Origin of the sequence: Flavobacterium sp. UGB4466 (assembly GCF_903469665.1) — a bacterium.
GTDB lineage: Bacteria > Bacteroidota > Bacteroidia > Flavobacteriales > Flavobacteriaceae > Flavobacterium > Flavobacterium lipolyticum.
In genome coordinates, this window is sequence record NZ_CAGKLC010000030.1 from 1 (window position 1) to 18,907 (window position 18,907).

The following is an 18,907-nucleotide window of genomic DNA, read 5'->3' on the forward strand; positions in this document are numbered from 1 at the left end:
ATACTCACCAGAGTACCTGCAACCAATGTACCATCCGTTTTACGAATAACCGATTGGTAGCTCATTTTTTGCGGAGCCTGGGCAAATAAAAAGGTAAAAGAACTTAATAATAGTAATGCTAGAGTAATTTTCTTCATATATTTTTCTTGATTTTAGAATGTTAATCTTTTATGATCTTACTGTATTTATCGGATATTCTTCCAAGAACCTAAATTTATTAGAAACCTAAATAAAAAGAATTCCAATAAACTAGTCCGTAGTAACTGAATTACCTGCATTTATTAAAGCTGCTTTATCGATAAGTCCTTGACCAGTAGGAGGAGCTAGTGGATTTTGTCCTTGTAATTGAATCGATTTTCCTAAAGCAGGTAAAACATCTTTTAGTTTACTTAACAACGAATTAACCTGAGAACTTGGTAATGCATTATCACCAAATCCAATTTGCTTACCAGTAGTAAGAGATAACGTAGGTATATTAATCGTATTCAAGCTCGAATTAGAGGTAATATACAAACTATTAATTTGGGTTAGTAGTGGAAAAGAGACTGACGCTAAAGACTTATTATCGTATATCGTAGCCTGATCATCTCCTAATATTACGTTTAATACTGGAAATACAATTGAACTCAATTTTTCGTTATATCTTATATTAAATTCATCCTGAACTACACTAAGATTGTCAAACTTTACAGCAACTAGTTTAGAATTAAAACTTATATCAAGATAAAATATTCTTTTTAATACGCTCAAATCTAAAGTTGTCAGGTTTGTGGTACGAGTCACATAAATCTTCTCTGTGTGAGGCCCAAACTCAGCCAGTATTTGTGCCGCCGCCTCTGCATCTGTGACATCTCCCGTTATAAAAATAGTTGTTTTTCCTTTATTTTCACTACTTCCCGCATACAAGGCGTAGGGTACACTTAAAAGCTGACTGGTACCACTAATGGTGTAGTTACTTCCTCCTTTTGGATCGATTTCAGTTTTGATAAAGTGTGATCCGGCTCCCCAATTTATTCCGGAAAAAGTTCCGGTAACGGGTGTTCCTCCACCGATTTCTATAGTAGCCAATCCATTGCTGTTTGTTGTGGTGGTTTGTGTTTCTACATAAGAAGCTGTACCAGTTGCTGAGCCAGCCAGGATACTCGTTTTAATACTTACTAAAGTACCTGCAACCAACGTCCCATCCGTTTTTCGAACAACCGATTGGTAGTTCATTTTTTGCGGAGCCTGCGCAAACAAAAAGGTAAAAGAGCTCAATAATAGTAAGGCAAGAGTAATTTTTTTCATATATTTTTCTTGATTTTAGAATGATAATCTTTTATAATATTACTGTATTTATTGGATATTCTTCCAAGAACCTAAATTTACTAGAAACCTAAACAAAAAGAATTCCAACAAACTAATCCGTAGTAACTGAATTACCTGCATTAATTAAAGCTGCTTTATTAATAAGTCCTTGTCCAGTAGGAGGAGCAGGTGGATTTTGTCCGCTTAATTCAATACTTTTGTTTGAAGCAGGCAAAACATTTAATAGTTTACTTAATAGTGAATTAACCTGAGAGCTTGAAAGTGCACAACCTCTAAATTGAAGGGACCCAAATCCATCAGCTAATGAAACTAAAGAAGATAGATCTACAGAACTAAGAACTGGATTATAATTTGCATAAAGGAGCTTCATTTTAGCCAACACAGGAAAAGAAAGAGATGCTAATGATACATTGCCCATTATTTCAAAATCACTTCCACCACGTATCACTTTCAAAGCCGGAAATGACAGAGATGCCAATTTTGGATTATTATAAATATATATCGAATTATTAATTTCACTAAGATTACTAAAATTTACAGAAACCAATTTCAAATTATCATTTATTTTTAAATCTATTACTTTTTCTACCGCACTTAAATCCAAAGTTGTCAAATTTGTTGTACCAACAATGTAAACATTTTCTGTTTCAGGTCCAAATTCAGCTTTAATCTGTGCCACAGCTTCCGCATCCGTAATATCTCCACCTATAAAAATAGTCGTTTTTCCTCTACTTTGACTGCTTCCCGCATACAACGCATAAGGTACACTTAACAACTGACTTGTACCACTAATAGTGTAATTACTACCTCCTGTTGGATCGATTTCGGTCTTGATAAAATGGGATCCCACACCCCAATTTATTTCTGCAAAAGTTCCGGTAACAGCTGTCCCTCCACCTATTTCTATAGTGGCTAATCCATTGCTGTTTGTTGTGGTGGTTTGGGTTTCCACATAAGAAGCAGTGCCACTTGTTGATCCTAATAATATACTGGTTTTGATACTCACTAAGGTACCTGCAACCAATGTCCCATCCGTTTTTCGAACAACCGATTGGTAGTTCATTTTTTGCGGAGCCTGCGCAAACAAAAAGGTAAAAGAACTTAATAATAGTAATACGAGAGTAATTTTCTTCATGTATTTTTCTGCTGTTATAATTTTATTTTTTGATGATTTTAAAAGTTTTTATCGTCTTGCCTTCTTTACTTACTGCCAGAAAATAAATCCCATAGTTTAATTGCTGCATGGGTACACTTGTTTCGGAGCCTGTAATTTTTAAATTTTCGGATACGATTTTTCCTGTCGTATCAAAAAGCCTGCAAGACAAATCATTCCATTCTTCTTTGGTAATGACTAAAGTAAGCACATCAACAGCAGGGTTTGGATAAGCAGTCATGACAAGGTCAATACCTTTAAATTCATCATTACCCAAAGTAATTACCTCATAAGGCTGTTGAACACCTTGCAAAACGGAACCATTATCACCGGTCAAACTCACATAAGCGATCTGTCCAACCGAATAACTAGAACTGCCCCCGCTTCCGGTTGCATTTCCTCCTGCAACTACTACATTTTGTTGAGAATAACCATTGGTTACAAATAAAACAGCGGTAATAAATAAAATTGAAAAAGTGCGTTGATTTTCTTTCATATAATTGTTTTACTGATTAGTCATTCAAATATAGAATAATTATTATACAGAATATTATTACCAAGAAACGATTGTGTAAAAAAAAAAACACCAGCATTTCTGCTGGTGTTTCCCATACTTCACAATTAACTGAAAAATCATTCTTCCTTATGTGTTTGATTTCTAAAAACCAATTGTCCGTCAAAAGCGTCTAACAGGATGATACTGTCTGTTGTAATTTTTCCTGCCAGAATTTCTTTTGACAGCTGATTTAGTACTTCTCTCTGAACGACTCGTTTTACAGGTCTCGCACCAAACTGAGGATCATAACCTTTGTCCGATAAGTACGCAATAGCTTCCGGAGTGGCATCCATTGTAATACCTTGCAGGGCCAGCATTTTTGTAACACTCTTCAGTTGCAAACCTACAATTCTGGAAATATTATCTACGGTTAAAGGTGTAAACATCACGATCTCGTCGATACGGTTGATAAATTCCGGGCGAACGGTTTGTTTCAGTAATCCTAAAACTTCAACCTTTGCCGATTCAGTAGCCGATTCAATACTTCCTTTTAAGTTTTCAAACTTATCCTGTATAATCTGACTTCCCATATTAGAAGTCATAATAATAATGGTGTTTTTAAAATCAGCCAGACGTCCTTTGTTATCCGTCAAACGACCTTCGTCTAAAACCTGAAGCAGGATGTTAAACGTGTCCGGATGCGCTTTTTCGATCTCATCTAACAGAATAACAGAATATGGTTTTCTACGAACCGCTTCAGTCAGCTGACCACCTTCATCATACCCCACATACCCAGGAGGCGCACCTACCAAACGGCTCACACTATGACGTTCCTGATATTCACTCATATCGATACGGGTCATGGCATTTTCGTCATCAAAAAGATACTCCGCCAAAGCTTTAGCCAACTCCGTTTTACCCACTCCGGTAGTTCCTAAAAACAAGAACGTTCCAACGGGTTTTTTCAAATCCTGCAAACCGGCACGGCTTCTGCGTACAGCATCACTCACCGCTTCAATTGCCTCTTCCTGACCTACCACACGTTTGTGCAATTCGTCTTCCAAATGCAATAATTTTTCTCTTTCGGTCTGAAGCATTTTCATCACCGGAATTCCGGTCCATTTTGCAACCACTTCAGCAATATCTTCACGGGTTACTTCTTCTTTAATCAAAGAATTACCAGATTGAAACTCCAGCAATTGCTTTTGTAACAGCTCCTGACGTTCCTGCGCTTCTTTTATTTTACCATAACGAATTTCGGCTACTTTTCCATAATCACCATCACGTTCCGCACGTTCCGCTTCGTATTTAAATCCCTCTATTTCGAGTTTTACCGCCTGAATTCCGTCTACAATATCTTTTTCTGATTTCCATCTAGCATAGATCTCATTACGCTCTTCTTTTAAGTTCGCGAGATCCATACCCAGGATTTTCAGTTTGCTTTCTTCTTTTTCACGCTTAATGGCTTCAATTTCAATCTCCAGCTGCATGATTTTACGATCCAATACATCCAGTTCTTCAGGTTTTGAATTGATTTCCATACGCAGTTTCGAAGCGGCTTCATCCATCAAATCGATAGCTTTGTCCGGCAAAAAACGATTGGTAATGTAGCGCTGTGACAATTCTACCGCAGCGATAATGGCCTCATCTTTAATCTGAACTTTATGGTGCGTTTCATACTTTTCTTTAATTCCACGTAAGATCGAAATCGCACTTTCTGTGTCCGGCTCATCAATTAAGATTTTTTGGAAACGACGTTCCAGCGCTTTATCTTTTTCAAAATACTTTTGATATTCATCCAAAGTTGTTGCTCCGATTGCTCTTAATTCACCACGAGCCAAAGCCGGTTTCAGAATATTAGCTGCATCCATCGCGCCTTCTCCTCCACCTGCACCTACAAGCGTGTGAATTTCATCAATGAACAAAACAATATCTCCATCGGCAGAAGTAACTTCTTTTACTACTGCTTTTAAACGTTCTTCGAATTCACCTTTAAACTTTGCACCGGCAATTAATGCTCCCATATCCAAGGAGAAAACGATTTTATCTTTTAAGTTTTCCGGCACGTCACCATCTACAATTCGGTGCGCCAGTCCCTCTGCGATAGCCGTTTTACCAACTCCCGGTTCTCCGATTAACATTGGGTTGTTTTTGGTTCTTCGTGTTAAAATCTGTAATACACGACGGATTTCCTCGTCACGTCCGATGACAGGATCAAGTTTTCCGGTACGAGCCAGTTCGTTTAAATTTTTAGCGTATTTGTTTAATGAATTGTACGTTTCTTCAGCTGAAGCCGATGTTACTCGTTCTCCTTTTCGAAGTTCTTCAATGGCAGCCTTAAGCCCTTTTCCAGTAACGCCCTGATCTTTTAAAATCTGTGAAACTTTGCTTTTAGAATCAAAAATTGCTAAAATTAAATGTTCGATAGAAACGTATTCATCGTTCATTTTTTGGGCAATAATTTCTGCTTCATTCAATGCTTTGTTTGCGTCTCTGGAAAGTAATATATCACCTCCCGAAACTTTTGGAAAGCTTGCAATAGTGCTGTCTAATATTTGTAAAAACAGCGGTACATTTACGTTTAGTTTTTTCAAAATAAACGGAGCAACATTTTCATCTACTTCAAAAATAGCTCTAAAAATGTGTTCATTTTCAATCTGTTGTTGTCCGTTGCGTTGCGCCAGTTGCTGCGACAACTGTATAGCCTCCTGCGACTTTATTGTAAATTTATTTATATTCATATGTATAGGATTTAGGATTGATTATTAGTGATATTGTTCGATGTACTTAAAATTACAATTTATTGGATTAAATTTTTAACTTTAAATATTCTAACTTTGCTCAAGAACATTCAAATTATATTCCATACTAAAAATACAGACAAAATGTCGCTTAAAATTGATTTTTAATCTATTTTTAACGTCAAAAAGTCATAAAACAAGTCAAATATGAGTTTTTTAAATTCAATCTTCGGAAATTCAGAGTCAGCAGACACTCCAAAAAGCAATGTAAATTGGACTCAATTAACCGATGTTGCCCAATTAATGGAAATCGAAGCGATATCCAACGAAAAACCGGTAGTCATTTTTAAACACAGTACAAGATGCAGTATTAGCCGTATGGCTTTGAAGCAATTCGAACGTGAATATGCTCTAGAAGATACTGTAGGTGCTTATTTTTTGGATTTAATAGCGTATCGTGATGTCTCAAACGAAATTGCATCGCGATTCAGTGTCTACCACGAATCTCCACAATTAATCCTGATCAGAAACGGGAAGGCTGTTTATGATGTTTCTCACAGCGATATTGATGCAGAAGCATTAAAAAATAAAATCTAGATTTTTTTTGTAAAATGCGAGATGTGAAATGTTACTAGGATAGTTCCACATCTCACATTTCACATATAACATCTCACATTTAACTTAAAAAGTTCCTTCTGAGCCTCCTCCACTGAAACCGCCACCTCCAAAATCCATTGGAGAGTCTTCTGGCTTCGTTTCGGGTTTTACTCCAAATGCCGAAGCAACAATTAAGGTTTCCATATTTAAAAATGGGTTTGACGAATTCAATCGATCCGGTTTAAATGTTAGACCACTTTCTTTGTCTTTAAGTTTCTTTATTGAAAAATAAGCTATTGCAAACAAAACTATCCCGCCAATTGTCAGCGCAATTTCTATTGGTAAAACCGAATAATAAAACCGAATGGTATAAATTGAAAAGCCTACCGCTAAAAAACTAATCCAAAGTAAAATTCGATCCTTAGTTTTCAAAGCCTGAACCAAATACACAAGAGGCACGATCAAGGTAAAACCATAAAAGAAAAAAGCAAATGGTATGTCCTTCCCTATAACAATTGGATTATCCATAAAAGCCACCGAAAGTTCCCTAACGACTAAATAATTACAAGAAAGATAAAACAATATCAGACAAAAACTATTGGCAAACAGAAGCCCATTATAGTGATAGGTTTCGGTTAGTTTTTGAATATTCTTCTTAGTAAAAAAGTAAAATCCTGCCGAAAACAATAGCGTTACAAAGGGTAAAATCATTTTTCCAATTTCTCCCAGTTCTAATAGCCCAAAGAATAAAATAGCAGCCGAAGCCATACAAAACACCAATAATGCCGGCAAATTCAAATATCTTCTATAAAGCAAAAAGGATTTAAATGCCACAAAAATGGCAATTATGAGCTCGTATCCTTCGGTAGTGATTGCCACCGCAATTCCTAAATTCAAAATTGATCCTAAAACAAAAGCATCGTCTAAACCGTGTCGGTAATATTTCAGATTAGCCAAAAGTTCGGCTCCAACAAAACCAACCAAAGCAAAAATGTAACAGCAGATACTGAAAAAGAATTGCTCTCCGCTAAGTCCTAATAATGAAATGGCTCCGCAAATGGAGAGATACAACAATGATCCCAGCAGAAAAAATCCCAGTCGAACCAAAATATTGTTTTGCATTCTAAAAGCAGTCAACTCACTTTTAATTCTATCTTTCTGATTTTTATCTATAAAACCAGCTGAATACAGAGAAGCTGCTTCTTCTATTAAAGTTAAATCATCTAATTCCTCTTTATCGTATGCTGTCATGCTGCAATTTCTTTATTGAATTTCTTAATTAATTTAATGAATAGTATGATTGAACCTATAAAATATAAAGGAAGTATTAAAATAAATAATTCCCAGATATCAGAAAAATTAATACTCTCAAAAACTCTAAACACGAATATATTGAGACCTATATAAGCATAAATAATCATAAAAACATACAATGAAATGGCTTTAAGCTTGTAACTTGCTTTATAAAAATAATACGTTGACGCAGCCAAAACAATTGCAAAAAGCACCCAAATACCATCCGTATAAGAATCCGTCAGGTTATGAATTAATGCAATACTGGCAATGTGCAAGGCAAAAGTGTGATAAATGATATTGAAATGCGTTTTTAACTGAATTCTGGAGCTGTAAACGGTCCATAAAAGAAGTAAAACAGCCAATAAAATTGCCGAATAACTTAAACTTGGATCCTGGTAGAAATTACTGTTATTGACCAAATCCTGTGGTGTAACAGAAAGTCCGACATAAGCTGCCAAACCAGTAATCGCGATTGTCAAAACGCTTTTATTATCGAAATAATACGCACAAAAGAAACTTACCAGGGTTGGAATTAAAGTTGCCAGTCCGTAATGCGTTCCGAAGGTTTGGTACTGGAACTGTAAATACCCAATAAAAATACAAGTAAGTATAGTAGCGGCCAAAACCAAGTATTCTAAAACCGGATGCTCAAAGGTAGTTTCTGTTTTTTGAAATCCTCTGGCATTTTTAAAACAGAAGTAAAAACAAACTCCAATAACAATCAACAACAACGAAAGAATTGCAATATGACCTATTGAATCAATATTTTTATAAATTAATATTCCGATTCCTGAAGTAAACAACAATACGGACAAGTACAGGGCTAATTTAAGTTCTGCATTTAGCGAAAAAATATTCAATCCGCGATAGGACGTAATTTCCTCATACTTATTTTTACTCAATAATCCCCTCTCCCAAAGGCCTTTGGTGGCCTGATCATCAAACTTATTCATACTTTACTTTTCAAACTAAAAATCAAAAATAAACTTTTTTTATCAAGAACAATCATAGTAAGTAAAAAAAAACCTACTAAAGTCAGTAGTTCAAACGCAAAACCCGAGTACTTTTAAACTGTAATAATCAAAAAAACCGATTCGCATCAGATACAAATCGGTTTTTTTTTGATTGGTTCGCTTCCTTTATAAAGCTGCTTTCATTTTATCTTTAATAGCATTCAGGCATAAATTGTTGATACTGCCTTCATGGGTGTGTTTTGTTTCTTTAGGCGATTGGTAGGTTCCGGCTTCCAATTGTTCTGCAACTTCTTTGTACGCGTCTCTGAAAGGTATACCAGCTACTACCATTTCGTTTAAAGTATCTACTGTAAACAAATAATCGTATTTTTTATCTTTCAGTATGTTATCTTTTACGCTAATATCTTTTACAGAAAAAATAGCAATATCCAGACAGGCTTTTAAGTTTTGAATCGCAGGAAACAAACCTTCTTTTAAAAGCTGAAAGTCTCTGTGGTAACCACTCGGTAAATTATTGGTGATTAAAGTTATTTCGTAAGGAAGTGACTGAATCTTATTGCATTTTCCTCTGATCAATTCGAAAACATCCGGGTTTTTCTTGTGAGGCATAATACTGGAACCTGTTGTAAGATGCGATGGCAAACTTATAAAATCAAAGTTCTGGCTCATATACAAACAAACGTCCATGGCAAATTTTGACAAGGTTGCAGCGACACTGCTCATAGCAAAAGCTACCGTTTTCTCTGCTTTTCCACGGCTCATTTGAGCAGCAACGGCATTGAATTTTAAGGTTTCAAATCCTAATTCCTGAGTGGTAAAAGTTCTGTTGATTGGGAACGAGCTTCCATATCCTGCAGCAGATCCCAGCGGATTCTGGTCGACTACTTTCGAGGCTGCATTTAACATGGTGATATCATCAATTAAGCTTTCGGCGTAGGCTGAAAACCACATTCCAAAAGACGATGGCATCGCAATCTGCAAATGTGTATATCCGGGTAACAAAACATTCTGATGTTTCTCTGCTGATTCCATCAACAAATCAAAAAGTGTTTTTACCTGTTCTTTTATTGCTTTTAACTCGTCTTTTAAATACAAATGAACATCTACCAAAACCTGATCATTACGGGAACGCGCTGTGTGAATTTTTTTTCCGGCGTCTCCCAGTTTTACAGTGAGTAAATACTCTATTTTGGAGTGTACGTCTTCAAAACTGTTTTCTATTTCGAAATTTCCAACAGCAACATCAGCAATAATCTCATTTAACGCGTCCACTAAAGAAGTGGTTTCTTCCTGAGTTAACAAACCAATTTGCCCGAGCATTTTGGCATGAGCGATTGAACCTAAAGCATCATATTTTGCTAAAACTAAATCCAGTTCACGATCGTTTCCTACAGTGAATTGTTCGATTTGTTTATCTGTTGGTATTCCTTTTTCCCAAAGTTTCATAACTTAGATTTTTAGACTTCTTAGATCGTTAGACTACTTCGATTTTTAGATCTTAATTTTCTAATTTATTCCAATGTTGTCGTTTATATTGTTGGTGTTTTTAGCCCCGATAGCAGTGGAAATCCTTTTACTTTTTTTTCTTTAAAAAAATAAAAGCTTACTTCACTTAATTCTCATTTTAATCGGAGTTCAGTGAACTTCGTTTGGAACGGATAACGGGAAATAGCTCCTAATTAATATTATAATTTAAAGAAACCAGTTAGTATTTTGATATACAAATCGATTCCTTCTTCAATTTCGTTTACAAAAATAAATTCATCTGCTGAATGTGAACGCAGGGTTTCACCAGGTCCTAGTTTTAAAGACTGGCAACTCAAAACGGACTGATCTGAAAGTGTAGGCGAACCATACGTAGTTCTTCCTAAAGCGATTCCGGCTTGTACCAAACCATGTGCAACCGGAATTGATGAAGCATTCAGATGCATTGATCTTGGCATTACTTCGGCGTTTACATTGGCTTTTACTACTTCCAAAATTTCGGTATTGGAATAACAATCAGTCACACGAATATCGACCACTAAATCACATTCTGACGGTACTACATTGTGCTGTTTTCCTGCACTGATTTGTGTTACGGTCATTTTTACAGGTCCTAGAACCTCTGAAATTTTATCGAATTTATAATTTTTAAACCATTCCATTACGGGAATTGATTTATAAATAGCATTATCGTCATTTTGATGTGCAGCATGACTCGCAGTTCCTTTGACTTTTACATCTAAAACTAACAATCCTTTTTCGGCAACTGCTAACTGCATTAAAGTAGGTTCACCTACAATAGCGCAATCTAATTGGGGTAAGTGCTTTAAAACGCTGTTTAAACCATTCTTTCCGCTGCTTTCTTCTTCGGCAGAAGCTACGATAACGATATTATGCGATAAGTTCTGGTTTTCGTAGAAGTGTACAAATGTTGCCAGCAACGAAACCAGACAGCCTCCGGCATCATTACTTCCTAATCCAAATAATTTCCCATCCTTTTCGATGGCTTTAAACGGATCGTTAGTATAAGCCTGATTAGGTTTTACGGTATCGTGGTGTGAGTTTAATAAAAGTGTTGGTTTATTTTCATCGAAATATTTGTTGAAAGCCCACACATTATTGTTTTCTCTTTGAAAAGGAATTTCGTTTTGATTGAACCAATTTTCGATTAAAAGGGCTGTTTGGTCTTCTTCACTTGAAAAGGAAGGGGTCTCGATAAGACTTTTTAATAAATTAATTGCTTCTTTAGTAAGCGTTTCTATGTTTTTCATTTTTATTAGGTACTGAGGCACTAAGATTCTGAGGTTATAAGACTGCAAAAGTCTTGGTTTCTTAGGAACTTAGCAACTTTTTCTTTTATAACGTAATCGTTGTATGTGGAATCTCTGAATTTTGAAGCATTTTGTGGTGTCCAATTTTAATTTGCTGTACTCCTCTTGACAAACTATTGAAGCAATTATCTAATTTTGGAATCATTCCGGAATGGATTACTTTTTCTTCTTTAAGTTTGTTGTATAAGGCTTCGTTGATTTCGGTTATTACTGATGTATCGTCTTCTGAATCCTGCAAAACGCCTTGCTTTTCAAAACAATAGGTCAATGTAACCTCAAAAACTTCAGACAAAGCAATGGACAACTCACTTGCAATGGTATCGGCATTGGTGTTTAACAATTGTCCGTTTTTGTCATGTGTGATGGCACAGAAAACAGGAACAATTCCGTTTTCTAATAACGTAGCCAATAACTTGGTATTAACTTGTTTTACATCTCCCACAAAACCATAATCAATTGTAGGATGATTTCGTTTTACAGACTGGATTAAATTTCCGTCGGCTCCTGAAAATCCGATCGCATTATTGTCTTTTGCCTGCAATTGTGCTACAATATGTTTGTTGATTTGGCCTGCGTAAATCATGACTACAACATCAAGCATTGCGGCATCTGTAATTCGACGCCCCTCAATCATTTGTGGTACCAATCCAATACTTTGAGCCATTTTTGTAGCCGATTTTCCTCCACCGTGAACTAATACTTTATGACCTTCTATTTTAGAAAAATCAGTTAAGAATTGCTCTAACTCCGTTGGATTATCGATGATGTTTCCACCTATTTTTATTATTGTAACTTTTTCCATGAGGTTCTAAGTTGCTAAGGTTCTAAGGGACTATGTTTTTTGTTCGGCCGTTTCTTAGCATCTTAGAAACTCAGAACCTTAGTACCTCAAAAAATTATAATTTCTTCAAAATCTTCTGTAAAACTAACTGTGCTGAATACGTTCTATTATTGGCTTGCTGAATTACAATTGAATTCTTACCGTCAAGCACTTCATCGCTTACAATAACGTTACGACGAACAGGAAGACAATGCATGAATTTCCCATTGTTAGTTAAAGCCATTTTCTCGGCCGTAACAGTCCAGTTTGGATCTGTATTGGTTACTTTTCCGTAATCGTTAAAATTGCTCCAGTTTTTTACGTATACGAAATCGGCATTCTCAAACGCTTTGTCTTGATCGTGTTCTATTTTACAGTCTTTTGTGATTTCGGGGCTAAGTTCGTAACCTTCGGGGTGTGTGATTACAAAATCCATATCTTTTTGCATTTGCATCATTTCTACGAATGAATTGGCAACAGCCTGTGGCAAAGCTTTCGGGTGAGGCGCCCAGGAAAGTACTACCTTGGGTTTATGCTTGGTTTTGTATTCTTCCATGGTAATAGCATCCGCCAAAGACTGCATCGGATGACGAACAGCACTTTCCATATTAACTATGGGTACGGTTGCATGTTTCAAAAACCCTGAAATTACTGTTTCAGCATAATCTTTTTCTTTGTCTGCCAGACCTGCGAAAGCACGAATGGCAATAATATCGCAATACTGAGACACTACTTCTGCAGCTTCTTTAATGTGCTCTGACGCACCGGAATCCATAATGGCTCCGTCTTCGAATTCTAACGTCCAGCCTTCGTTGGTAAAATTCATCACCATAACATTCATCCCTAAGTTTAGAGCTGCCTTCTGAGTGCTCAAACGCGTTCTTAAACTTGGATTGAAAAATAACATCCCTAAGGTTTTATTCTTCCCTAAGGCCTGATTTTTAAGCGGGTTCTTTTTAATTTTTAACGCCCCTTTTACCCATTTTGATAAGGAGTCGATATCTTGTATTGAAATGTAATTCATTGTTTTTTCTTTTTAATTTAGATAATGTGATAATTAGAAAATTGGATAATTGTGTATTATCTAATTAACTAATTTTCTAATTGACTCATTAGATTATTTTAGTAAAAGGTATCTCATCCTTTAAAGCCTTTAAAATAAAATTATCATCTAGTCCATTTACGATCCAGGTTTCAATATTGGCTGCTTTTGCAATTGCGGCAGCTTCTATCTTCGACTGCATCCCTCCTGTTCCATGTGATGATTTTGATTCTCCAATTTCTTTTTCCAATATTTTTAAATCCTGTACCAATTTGATCGTTTTCGGAATTTCATCGTGAATAGAATCTTTGGTATAAATCCCATTTGTATTGGTAGCAATAATCAGAATATCAACATTTAAAAGAACGGCTGTCAGTGCTGCCAATTTATCGTTGTCTCCAAACCGAATCTCATCTGTGGCAACCGTATCATTTTCATTAATAATCGGAATGTAATTGTTTTCTACCAAAACGTTTATGGTATTGACAATATTGACTTTAGACTGCTCTTTCTCGAAATCAGAATAAGACAATAAACACTGCGAAGTCAACAAACCTAAATCGCTGAAATTCTCATGAAAAATCCGCATCAAATGGGGTTGGCCAATTGAAGCTAACGCTTGTTTCACTACAATTTCTTTTCCTTTACTTTCGAGCTTTACAAATTGCTTTGCCGCTGCAATTGCTCCGGAACTCACAATTACAAACTCGTATTCTTTGTTTAAAGCTGCAATCTGCATTCCGAGGTCTTCAATCTTTCCCCGTGAAATATGATTGGTTTCTTTGGTTAAAGTATTACTTCCAATTTTTAATAAAATCCGCTTTTTTGACATGCTGTATTTTTTTTACCGCAAAGTGCGCAAAGTTTTTTTATGCTGTTTGTGTTTACAAACGCAAAGTTCGCAAAGCTTTGTTTTTGATAAATTCCAATAATTTAAAGTCTAATATTCTAAGAAGTCTAACAATCTAATTTTCTAATTATCTAATTGCCTCAATTACCTAATTTGCCCTTCTCCATACACGTACCATTTATTGGTTACGAGATGCTGAAGTCCGATAGGACCCCGCTGATGCAATTTATCAGTACTTATCGCTAATTCTCCTCCCAGGCCAAACTGACCTCCATCTGTAAAACGTGTTGAGGCATTTTGATAAACGGCTGCAGTATCCACGGCATCCATAAATTCCTGTGCTGCCTTATCGTCTCTTGTAATAATTACTGCCGAGTGTCCTCCACAATATTTATTTATTTTTTCGATTGCCTTTTCTTCAGAATCAATGCTTCCGATTACTATTTTATAATCCAGAAATTCCTCGTACCAAATATCTTCGCTTTGAAGTGTTTCTGTATCTTCAAAACTTTTTAGCGACTCATCAACAATTACTTCTACTTTATACTGTTTTAATTCTTCGATTAAAATAGCTGCAAATCCTTCAAAATTGGGTAGTTTCGAATCTATTAAAACCTTATCGACTGCGTTACAGGCTGAAATTTTAGAGGTTTTGGCATTTATAATGATTTTCAAAGCCAAATCTGTATCTGCTTTTTCATGAACGTAAACAAAGTTATTTCCTCGTCCGCTTACAATAACCGGGCAAGTGGCATGTGCTTTTACAAACTCAATTAACTTTTCTCCTCCTCTTGGAACAATTAAATCTACTTTTTGAGTTGGTTTTTCTAAAAAGGTCTGAGTCTCTGCGCGATTAAAATTCAAATATTCCACCCAGTCCTTCGAAACTCCATTTCTCTCTAAAGCCTGATGCCATAGACTCACAATTTTCAAATTCGATTTTAAAGCTTCTTTTCCTCCTTTCAATAAAATCTTATTTCCTGATTTAAAAGCTATTCCCCCGGCTTCGATTGTAACATCGGGGCGGGATTCGTAAATGATTAAAATCGTCCCGAAAGCGGCCGTTTTGTTAATCACTTTTATGCCATTATCATGAATAAAATGAAAACGTTCAACTCCAACCGGATCTTCTTGTGAAGCCAGTTGATTGAGTGATACAATCATTTCATCCACTTTTTTATCATCTACCTTTAAACGCTCTTCCATTGCTAAGTCTGAGCCGTCATAATCAGCAAGATCTTCCTGATTGGTTAAGATAATCTGGTTCCGCTCCTGCTCGACCAGCTGCGCCATAGCACGCAAAACCAGATTACGTTTTTCAATTGATAATGGGTTCATTTTTTTGGTTTAATTGGTTAGTTGTTAATTCATGTAATCGATTAATCAAATCAACGATTAAACAAATTAACAGTATATGGTTAAACTTTAATTTTTAAGTTCTTCCAAACTCTCTTTTAAAGCTTTTACAAACGTATCAATGTCTGCTTTTTTTACGGTAAGCGGCGGTAAAATTCTAAGTAGATTTTTGTTGTTGGCACTTCCTGTAAAAATGTGTTTTTCGATGATTAGTTTTTTCCTTAAAGCTGCTACATCAAAATCAAATTCTACTCCAAGCATCAAACCTTTTCCTTTTACTTTTTTAATTCCTTCAACTTCTTTAATTTTTTCTAAGAAATAAGCTGAAACTTCGTTTACATTCTTCTGCAACTCCAGTTTTTCAATTACATCCAGCACCGCAATTCCTGCAGCACATGATAAATGACTACCTCCAAAAGTGGTTCCCAACAATCCGAAACTTGCTTCAAATTTTGGAGAGATTAAAATAGCTCCAACGGGAAAACCATTCCCCATTCCTTTGGCAACCGAAATAATGTCAGCATTAATTCCGTGATGTTGGAAGGCGAAAAATTTCCCACTTCTTCCATATCCTGACTGCACTTCGTCTAAAATCAGAACCACATCATGCTTTTTACAGACTTTTTCCAAAGCCTGAAAAAATTCGGTTGTTCCCTCGTCTAAACCTCCTACTCCTTGAATTCCTTCTATAATTACTGCTGTAACATCACCTTTTGCAAGTTCTGCCTCAACTAATTCGATTTGATTTAGGGGTAAAAAAGTAACTTCCTGTTGCGCATTTATTGGCGCAACAATTTTTTTATTATCAGTAACCGCAACTGCTGCAGAGGTTCTCCCGTGAAAAGAATTATCAAAAGCTACAACTCTTGATTTTCCGTTATGAAAAGAAGCTAATTTTAATGCATTTTCGTTGGCTTCAGCACCAGAACTGCATAAAAACAATTCATAATCTTCTAATCCGGAAAGCTTTCCTAATTTCTGAGCCAGCTCTACCTGTAATGGATTCTGAATCGCGTTGGAATAAAACCCTAACTGATCCAATTGGTTCTTTAATTTAGTTACGTAATCCGGTTGTGTATGGCCAATCGAAATTACACCATGTCCGCTGTACAAATCTAAGTATTCTACTCCTTTGTCATCTACAATTGTACAATCTATAGCTTTAACCGGAGTGATGTCGTATAATGGGTAAACGTTGAATAAGTTCATTTGTTTTTGTTTAATTGTTTAATCGTTGATTTGTTTAATCGATTAACCGAATTAACGATTAACCGCTTAACCAACAATTTAAAATCCGCTTGGTTTCAATTTTAAACCGGTGGTTTCTTCTAATCCGAACATTAAATTCATGTTTTGAATGGCTTGTCCTGAAGCACCTTTGGTTAAATTATCAATAATTGAAGTGATCAGAATCCGGTTTCCTTTTTTCATTAAACTAATGATACATTTGTTCGTCTGAACAACTTGTTTCATATTGATGTTTGTCGTTGTCACAGTCACAAAAGGCTCATTTTTATAGAATTCTTCGTATCTGGATACCGTCTGTTCCAGACTTTCATCAGAAATGGTATAAAGTGTGGCAAAAATTCCTCTTGGAAAATCTCCTCTGTTTGGAATAAAGAGTAATTCACTTTCAAAATCATCTTGTAACTGAACTATGCTTTCCCCAATTTCTCCCAAATGCTGGTGTTCGAAAGCTTTGTAATGTGACATATTGTTGTTTCTCCAGCTAAAATGAGACGTTTCTGAAAGTCCCACTCCCGCTCCGGTACTTCCGGTTGTTGCATTAATATGTACATCATTAAGCAACAGATCACTGTTTGCTAAAGGCAGCAGAGCCAATTGGATCGCTGTAGCAAAACAACCCGGATTTGCAATATAATTTGCCTTTTTGATCGCCGGTTTATTCAATTCCGGAAGACCATAAACAAAATCTTTTCCTTCAAAATGGGCATCTTTGTTCAATCTGAAATCATTTCCCAGATCGATGATTTTCGTGTGGCTTGCAAACTGATTCTCTTTCAAAAACGAAATAGATTTTCCGTGACCAAGACATAGAAACACCACATTTACATTCGGATTAACCACATCTGTAAAGTTCATTTCGATGTCTCCCATCAAATCCTGATGCGCTACAGAAAGTGGTTTTCCTGAATTGGTTGTACTGTAAACAAAATCGATGTTTACTTTGGGATGATACATTAAGATTCTGATGAGCTCTCCGGCTGTATAGCCTGAGCCACCAATTATTCCGATATTAATCATGATCTAAATGGTTTACAGATGAAAATATGTTTTGAGCATTACCTAAAATCTTAATAAATCCTTTTGCATCGTCAGATGTCCACGCATTATTCATTTCTCCATACTGACCAAAACCTGTATTCATTAAATCATTTTTAGATTCAATTCCATCAAGTGAAAAATGATAAGGTTTTAGCGAAACTGTTACAGTTCCGTTGACTGTTTTTTGAGTATCCTGCAAAAAGGTTTCGATATTACGCATTACCGGATCTAAAAACTGCCCTTCATGGAATAACATTCCGTACCAATTTCCTAATTGTTCTTTCCAATATTGCTGCCATTTACCAAGTGTATGTTTCTCTAATAAATGATGGGCTTTGATAATAATTAAAGGTGCAGCGGCTTCAAAACCAACTCTTCCTTTAATTCCGATAATCGTATCACCTACGTGAATGTCTCTCCCGATAGCATAAGCATTTGCCAGCTTTTCAAGTTTGACAATATTTTTTTCAGGAACATCTTTTTTACCGTTTAATGCCACTAATTCTCCCTGCTCAAAATGCAAAGTCACTTTTTCTTCTCCTTCTTTTTGCAATTGTGAAGGATAAGCTTCACTTGGCAGAGGTTCACTTGACGTTAAGGTTTCTTTACCTCCAACACTAGTTCCCCAAAGTCCTTTGTTAATTGAATATTGTGCTTTCTCCCAAGAATAATGCACTCCATTTTTAGACAAATAATCTACTTCTTCTTGTCTTGAAAGTTTTAAATCTCTAATTGGAGTAATGATTTCAATTTCGGGAGCAATAGTCTGGAAAATCAAATCGAAACGGATTTGATCATTTCCTGCACCCGTACTTCCGTGTGCAATGGCACTTGCTCCAACTTTTTTAGCATATTTGATCGCTTCAATTGCCTGAAAAACACGTTCAGCGCTCACTGATAATGGATATGTATTGTTTTTTAACACGTTTCCAAAAATCAAATATTTTATAGCTTTGTCATAATATTTGTCTACAATTGTTAGGTTTGCGTGTTGTGCACTTCCTAATTCATACGCTCTCTTTTCGATAGCTGACAATTCTTCTTCATCAAATCCTCCTGTATCTACCAGAACCGTATGAACTTCGTATCCTTTTTCATTTTTTAAATATTTCAAACAATACGAGGTATCTAATCCTCCACTATAAGCTAATACAACTTTTTTCATTTTTTAT

General features: G+C 35.8%; 16 protein-coding genes. 1 reads left to right on the forward strand and 15 read right to left on the reverse strand.

What is annotated here, in order from left to right; genetic code table 11:
* Positions 1–249: 249 nt before the first annotated feature.
* The 4 genes from JO950_RS09825 to clpB all read right to left on the reverse strand — a co-directional run bounded on the left by JO950_RS09825 (position 250) and on the right by clpB (position 5,698).
* A complete protein-coding gene (locus tag JO950_RS09825; protein WP_202702482.1) occupies positions 250–1,287 on the reverse strand; it encodes a hypothetical protein in 1,038 nt (345 codons plus the stop codon).
* A gap of 112 nt (positions 1,288–1,399) precedes the next feature.
* Positions 1,400–2,443 (reverse strand): hypothetical protein, encoded by a 1,044-nt coding sequence (locus tag JO950_RS09830; protein WP_202702483.1) that lies wholly within the window; start codon positions 2,441–2,443, stop codon positions 1,400–1,402.
* 22 nt (positions 2,444–2,465) lie between these two features.
* A complete protein-coding gene (locus JO950_RS09835; protein WP_202702484.1) occupies positions 2,466–2,957 on the reverse strand; it encodes a T9SS type A sorting domain-containing protein in 492 nt (163 codons plus the stop codon).
* A gap of 137 nt (positions 2,958–3,094) precedes the next feature.
* Positions 3,095–5,698, reverse strand: coding sequence for an ATP-dependent chaperone ClpB (clpB, locus tag JO950_RS09840; protein ID WP_202702485.1), 2,604 nt, complete (start codon positions 5,696–5,698; stop codon positions 3,095–3,097).
* Between the two features lie 207 nt (positions 5,699–5,905).
* Here clpB and ytxJ point away from each other — a divergent pair, with 207 nt between their 5' ends.
* Positions 5,906–6,295: a bacillithiol system redox-active protein YtxJ gene (gene ytxJ, locus JO950_RS09845; RefSeq protein WP_202702486.1), complete on the forward strand. Its 390-nt coding sequence runs from the start codon at positions 5,906–5,908 to the stop codon at positions 6,293–6,295.
* A gap of 84 nt (positions 6,296–6,379) precedes the next feature.
* On the opposite strand, the gene JO950_RS09850 is transcribed toward ytxJ, so the two are convergent.
* The 11 genes from JO950_RS09850 to JO950_RS09900 all read right to left on the reverse strand — a co-directional run bounded on the left by JO950_RS09850 (position 6,380) and on the right by JO950_RS09900 (position 18,900).
* Positions 6,380–7,546: a hypothetical protein gene (locus JO950_RS09850; protein WP_202702487.1), complete on the reverse strand. Its 1,167-nt coding sequence runs from the start codon at positions 7,544–7,546 to the stop codon at positions 6,380–6,382.
* Positions 7,543–8,544 carry a DUF2157 domain-containing protein gene (locus JO950_RS09855; protein ID WP_202702488.1) on the reverse strand — a complete coding sequence of 334 codons (1,002 nt, stop codon included), beginning with the start codon at positions 8,542–8,544 and terminating at the stop codon, positions 7,543–7,545. The genes JO950_RS09850 and JO950_RS09855 overlap by 4 nt, the downstream gene beginning before the upstream one ends.
* A 186-nt stretch (positions 8,545–8,730) precedes the next feature.
* Positions 8,731–10,011: an argininosuccinate lyase gene (gene argH, locus JO950_RS09860; RefSeq protein ID WP_202702489.1), complete on the reverse strand. Its 1,281-nt coding sequence runs from the start codon at positions 10,009–10,011 to the stop codon at positions 8,731–8,733.
* 239 nt (positions 10,012–10,250) lie between these two features.
* Entirely contained in the window at positions 10,251–11,321 is a 1,071-nt protein-coding gene (locus JO950_RS09865; RefSeq protein ID WP_202702490.1) for a M20 family metallo-hydrolase, read from the reverse strand.
* A gap of 85 nt (positions 11,322–11,406) precedes the next feature.
* Entirely contained in the window at positions 11,407–12,183 is a 777-nt protein-coding gene (gene argB, locus JO950_RS09870; protein ID WP_202702491.1) for an acetylglutamate kinase, read from the reverse strand.
* A 94-nt stretch (positions 12,184–12,277) separates the two neighbouring features.
* Positions 12,278–13,225, reverse strand: a complete 948-nt coding sequence (locus JO950_RS09875) for an N-acetylornithine carbamoyltransferase (RefSeq protein ID WP_202702492.1) — start codon at positions 13,223–13,225, stop codon at positions 12,278–12,280.
* Between the two features lie 88 nt (positions 13,226–13,313).
* Positions 13,314–14,075 (reverse strand): glutamate 5-kinase, encoded by a 762-nt coding sequence (gene proB / locus JO950_RS09880; RefSeq protein ID WP_202702493.1) that lies wholly within the window; start codon positions 14,073–14,075, stop codon positions 13,314–13,316.
* A gap of 162 nt (positions 14,076–14,237) precedes the next feature.
* Positions 14,238–15,431 (reverse strand): glutamate-5-semialdehyde dehydrogenase, encoded by a 1,194-nt coding sequence (locus tag JO950_RS09885; RefSeq protein ID WP_202702494.1) that lies wholly within the window; start codon positions 15,429–15,431, stop codon positions 14,238–14,240.
* An 87-nt stretch (positions 15,432–15,518) separates the two neighbouring features.
* Positions 15,519–16,658, reverse strand: coding sequence for an aspartate aminotransferase family protein (locus JO950_RS09890; RefSeq protein ID WP_202702495.1), 1,140 nt, complete (start codon positions 16,656–16,658; stop codon positions 15,519–15,521).
* A 78-nt stretch (positions 16,659–16,736) separates the two neighbouring features.
* A complete protein-coding gene (gene argC / locus JO950_RS09895; protein ID WP_202702496.1) occupies positions 16,737–17,714 on the reverse strand; it encodes an N-acetyl-gamma-glutamyl-phosphate reductase in 978 nt (325 codons plus the stop codon).
* Positions 17,707–18,900: an argininosuccinate synthase gene (locus tag JO950_RS09900; protein WP_017497102.1), complete on the reverse strand. Its 1,194-nt coding sequence runs from the start codon at positions 18,898–18,900 to the stop codon at positions 17,707–17,709. The genes argC and JO950_RS09900 overlap by 8 nt, the downstream gene beginning before the upstream one ends.
* Positions 18,901–18,907 lie beyond the last annotated feature (7 nt).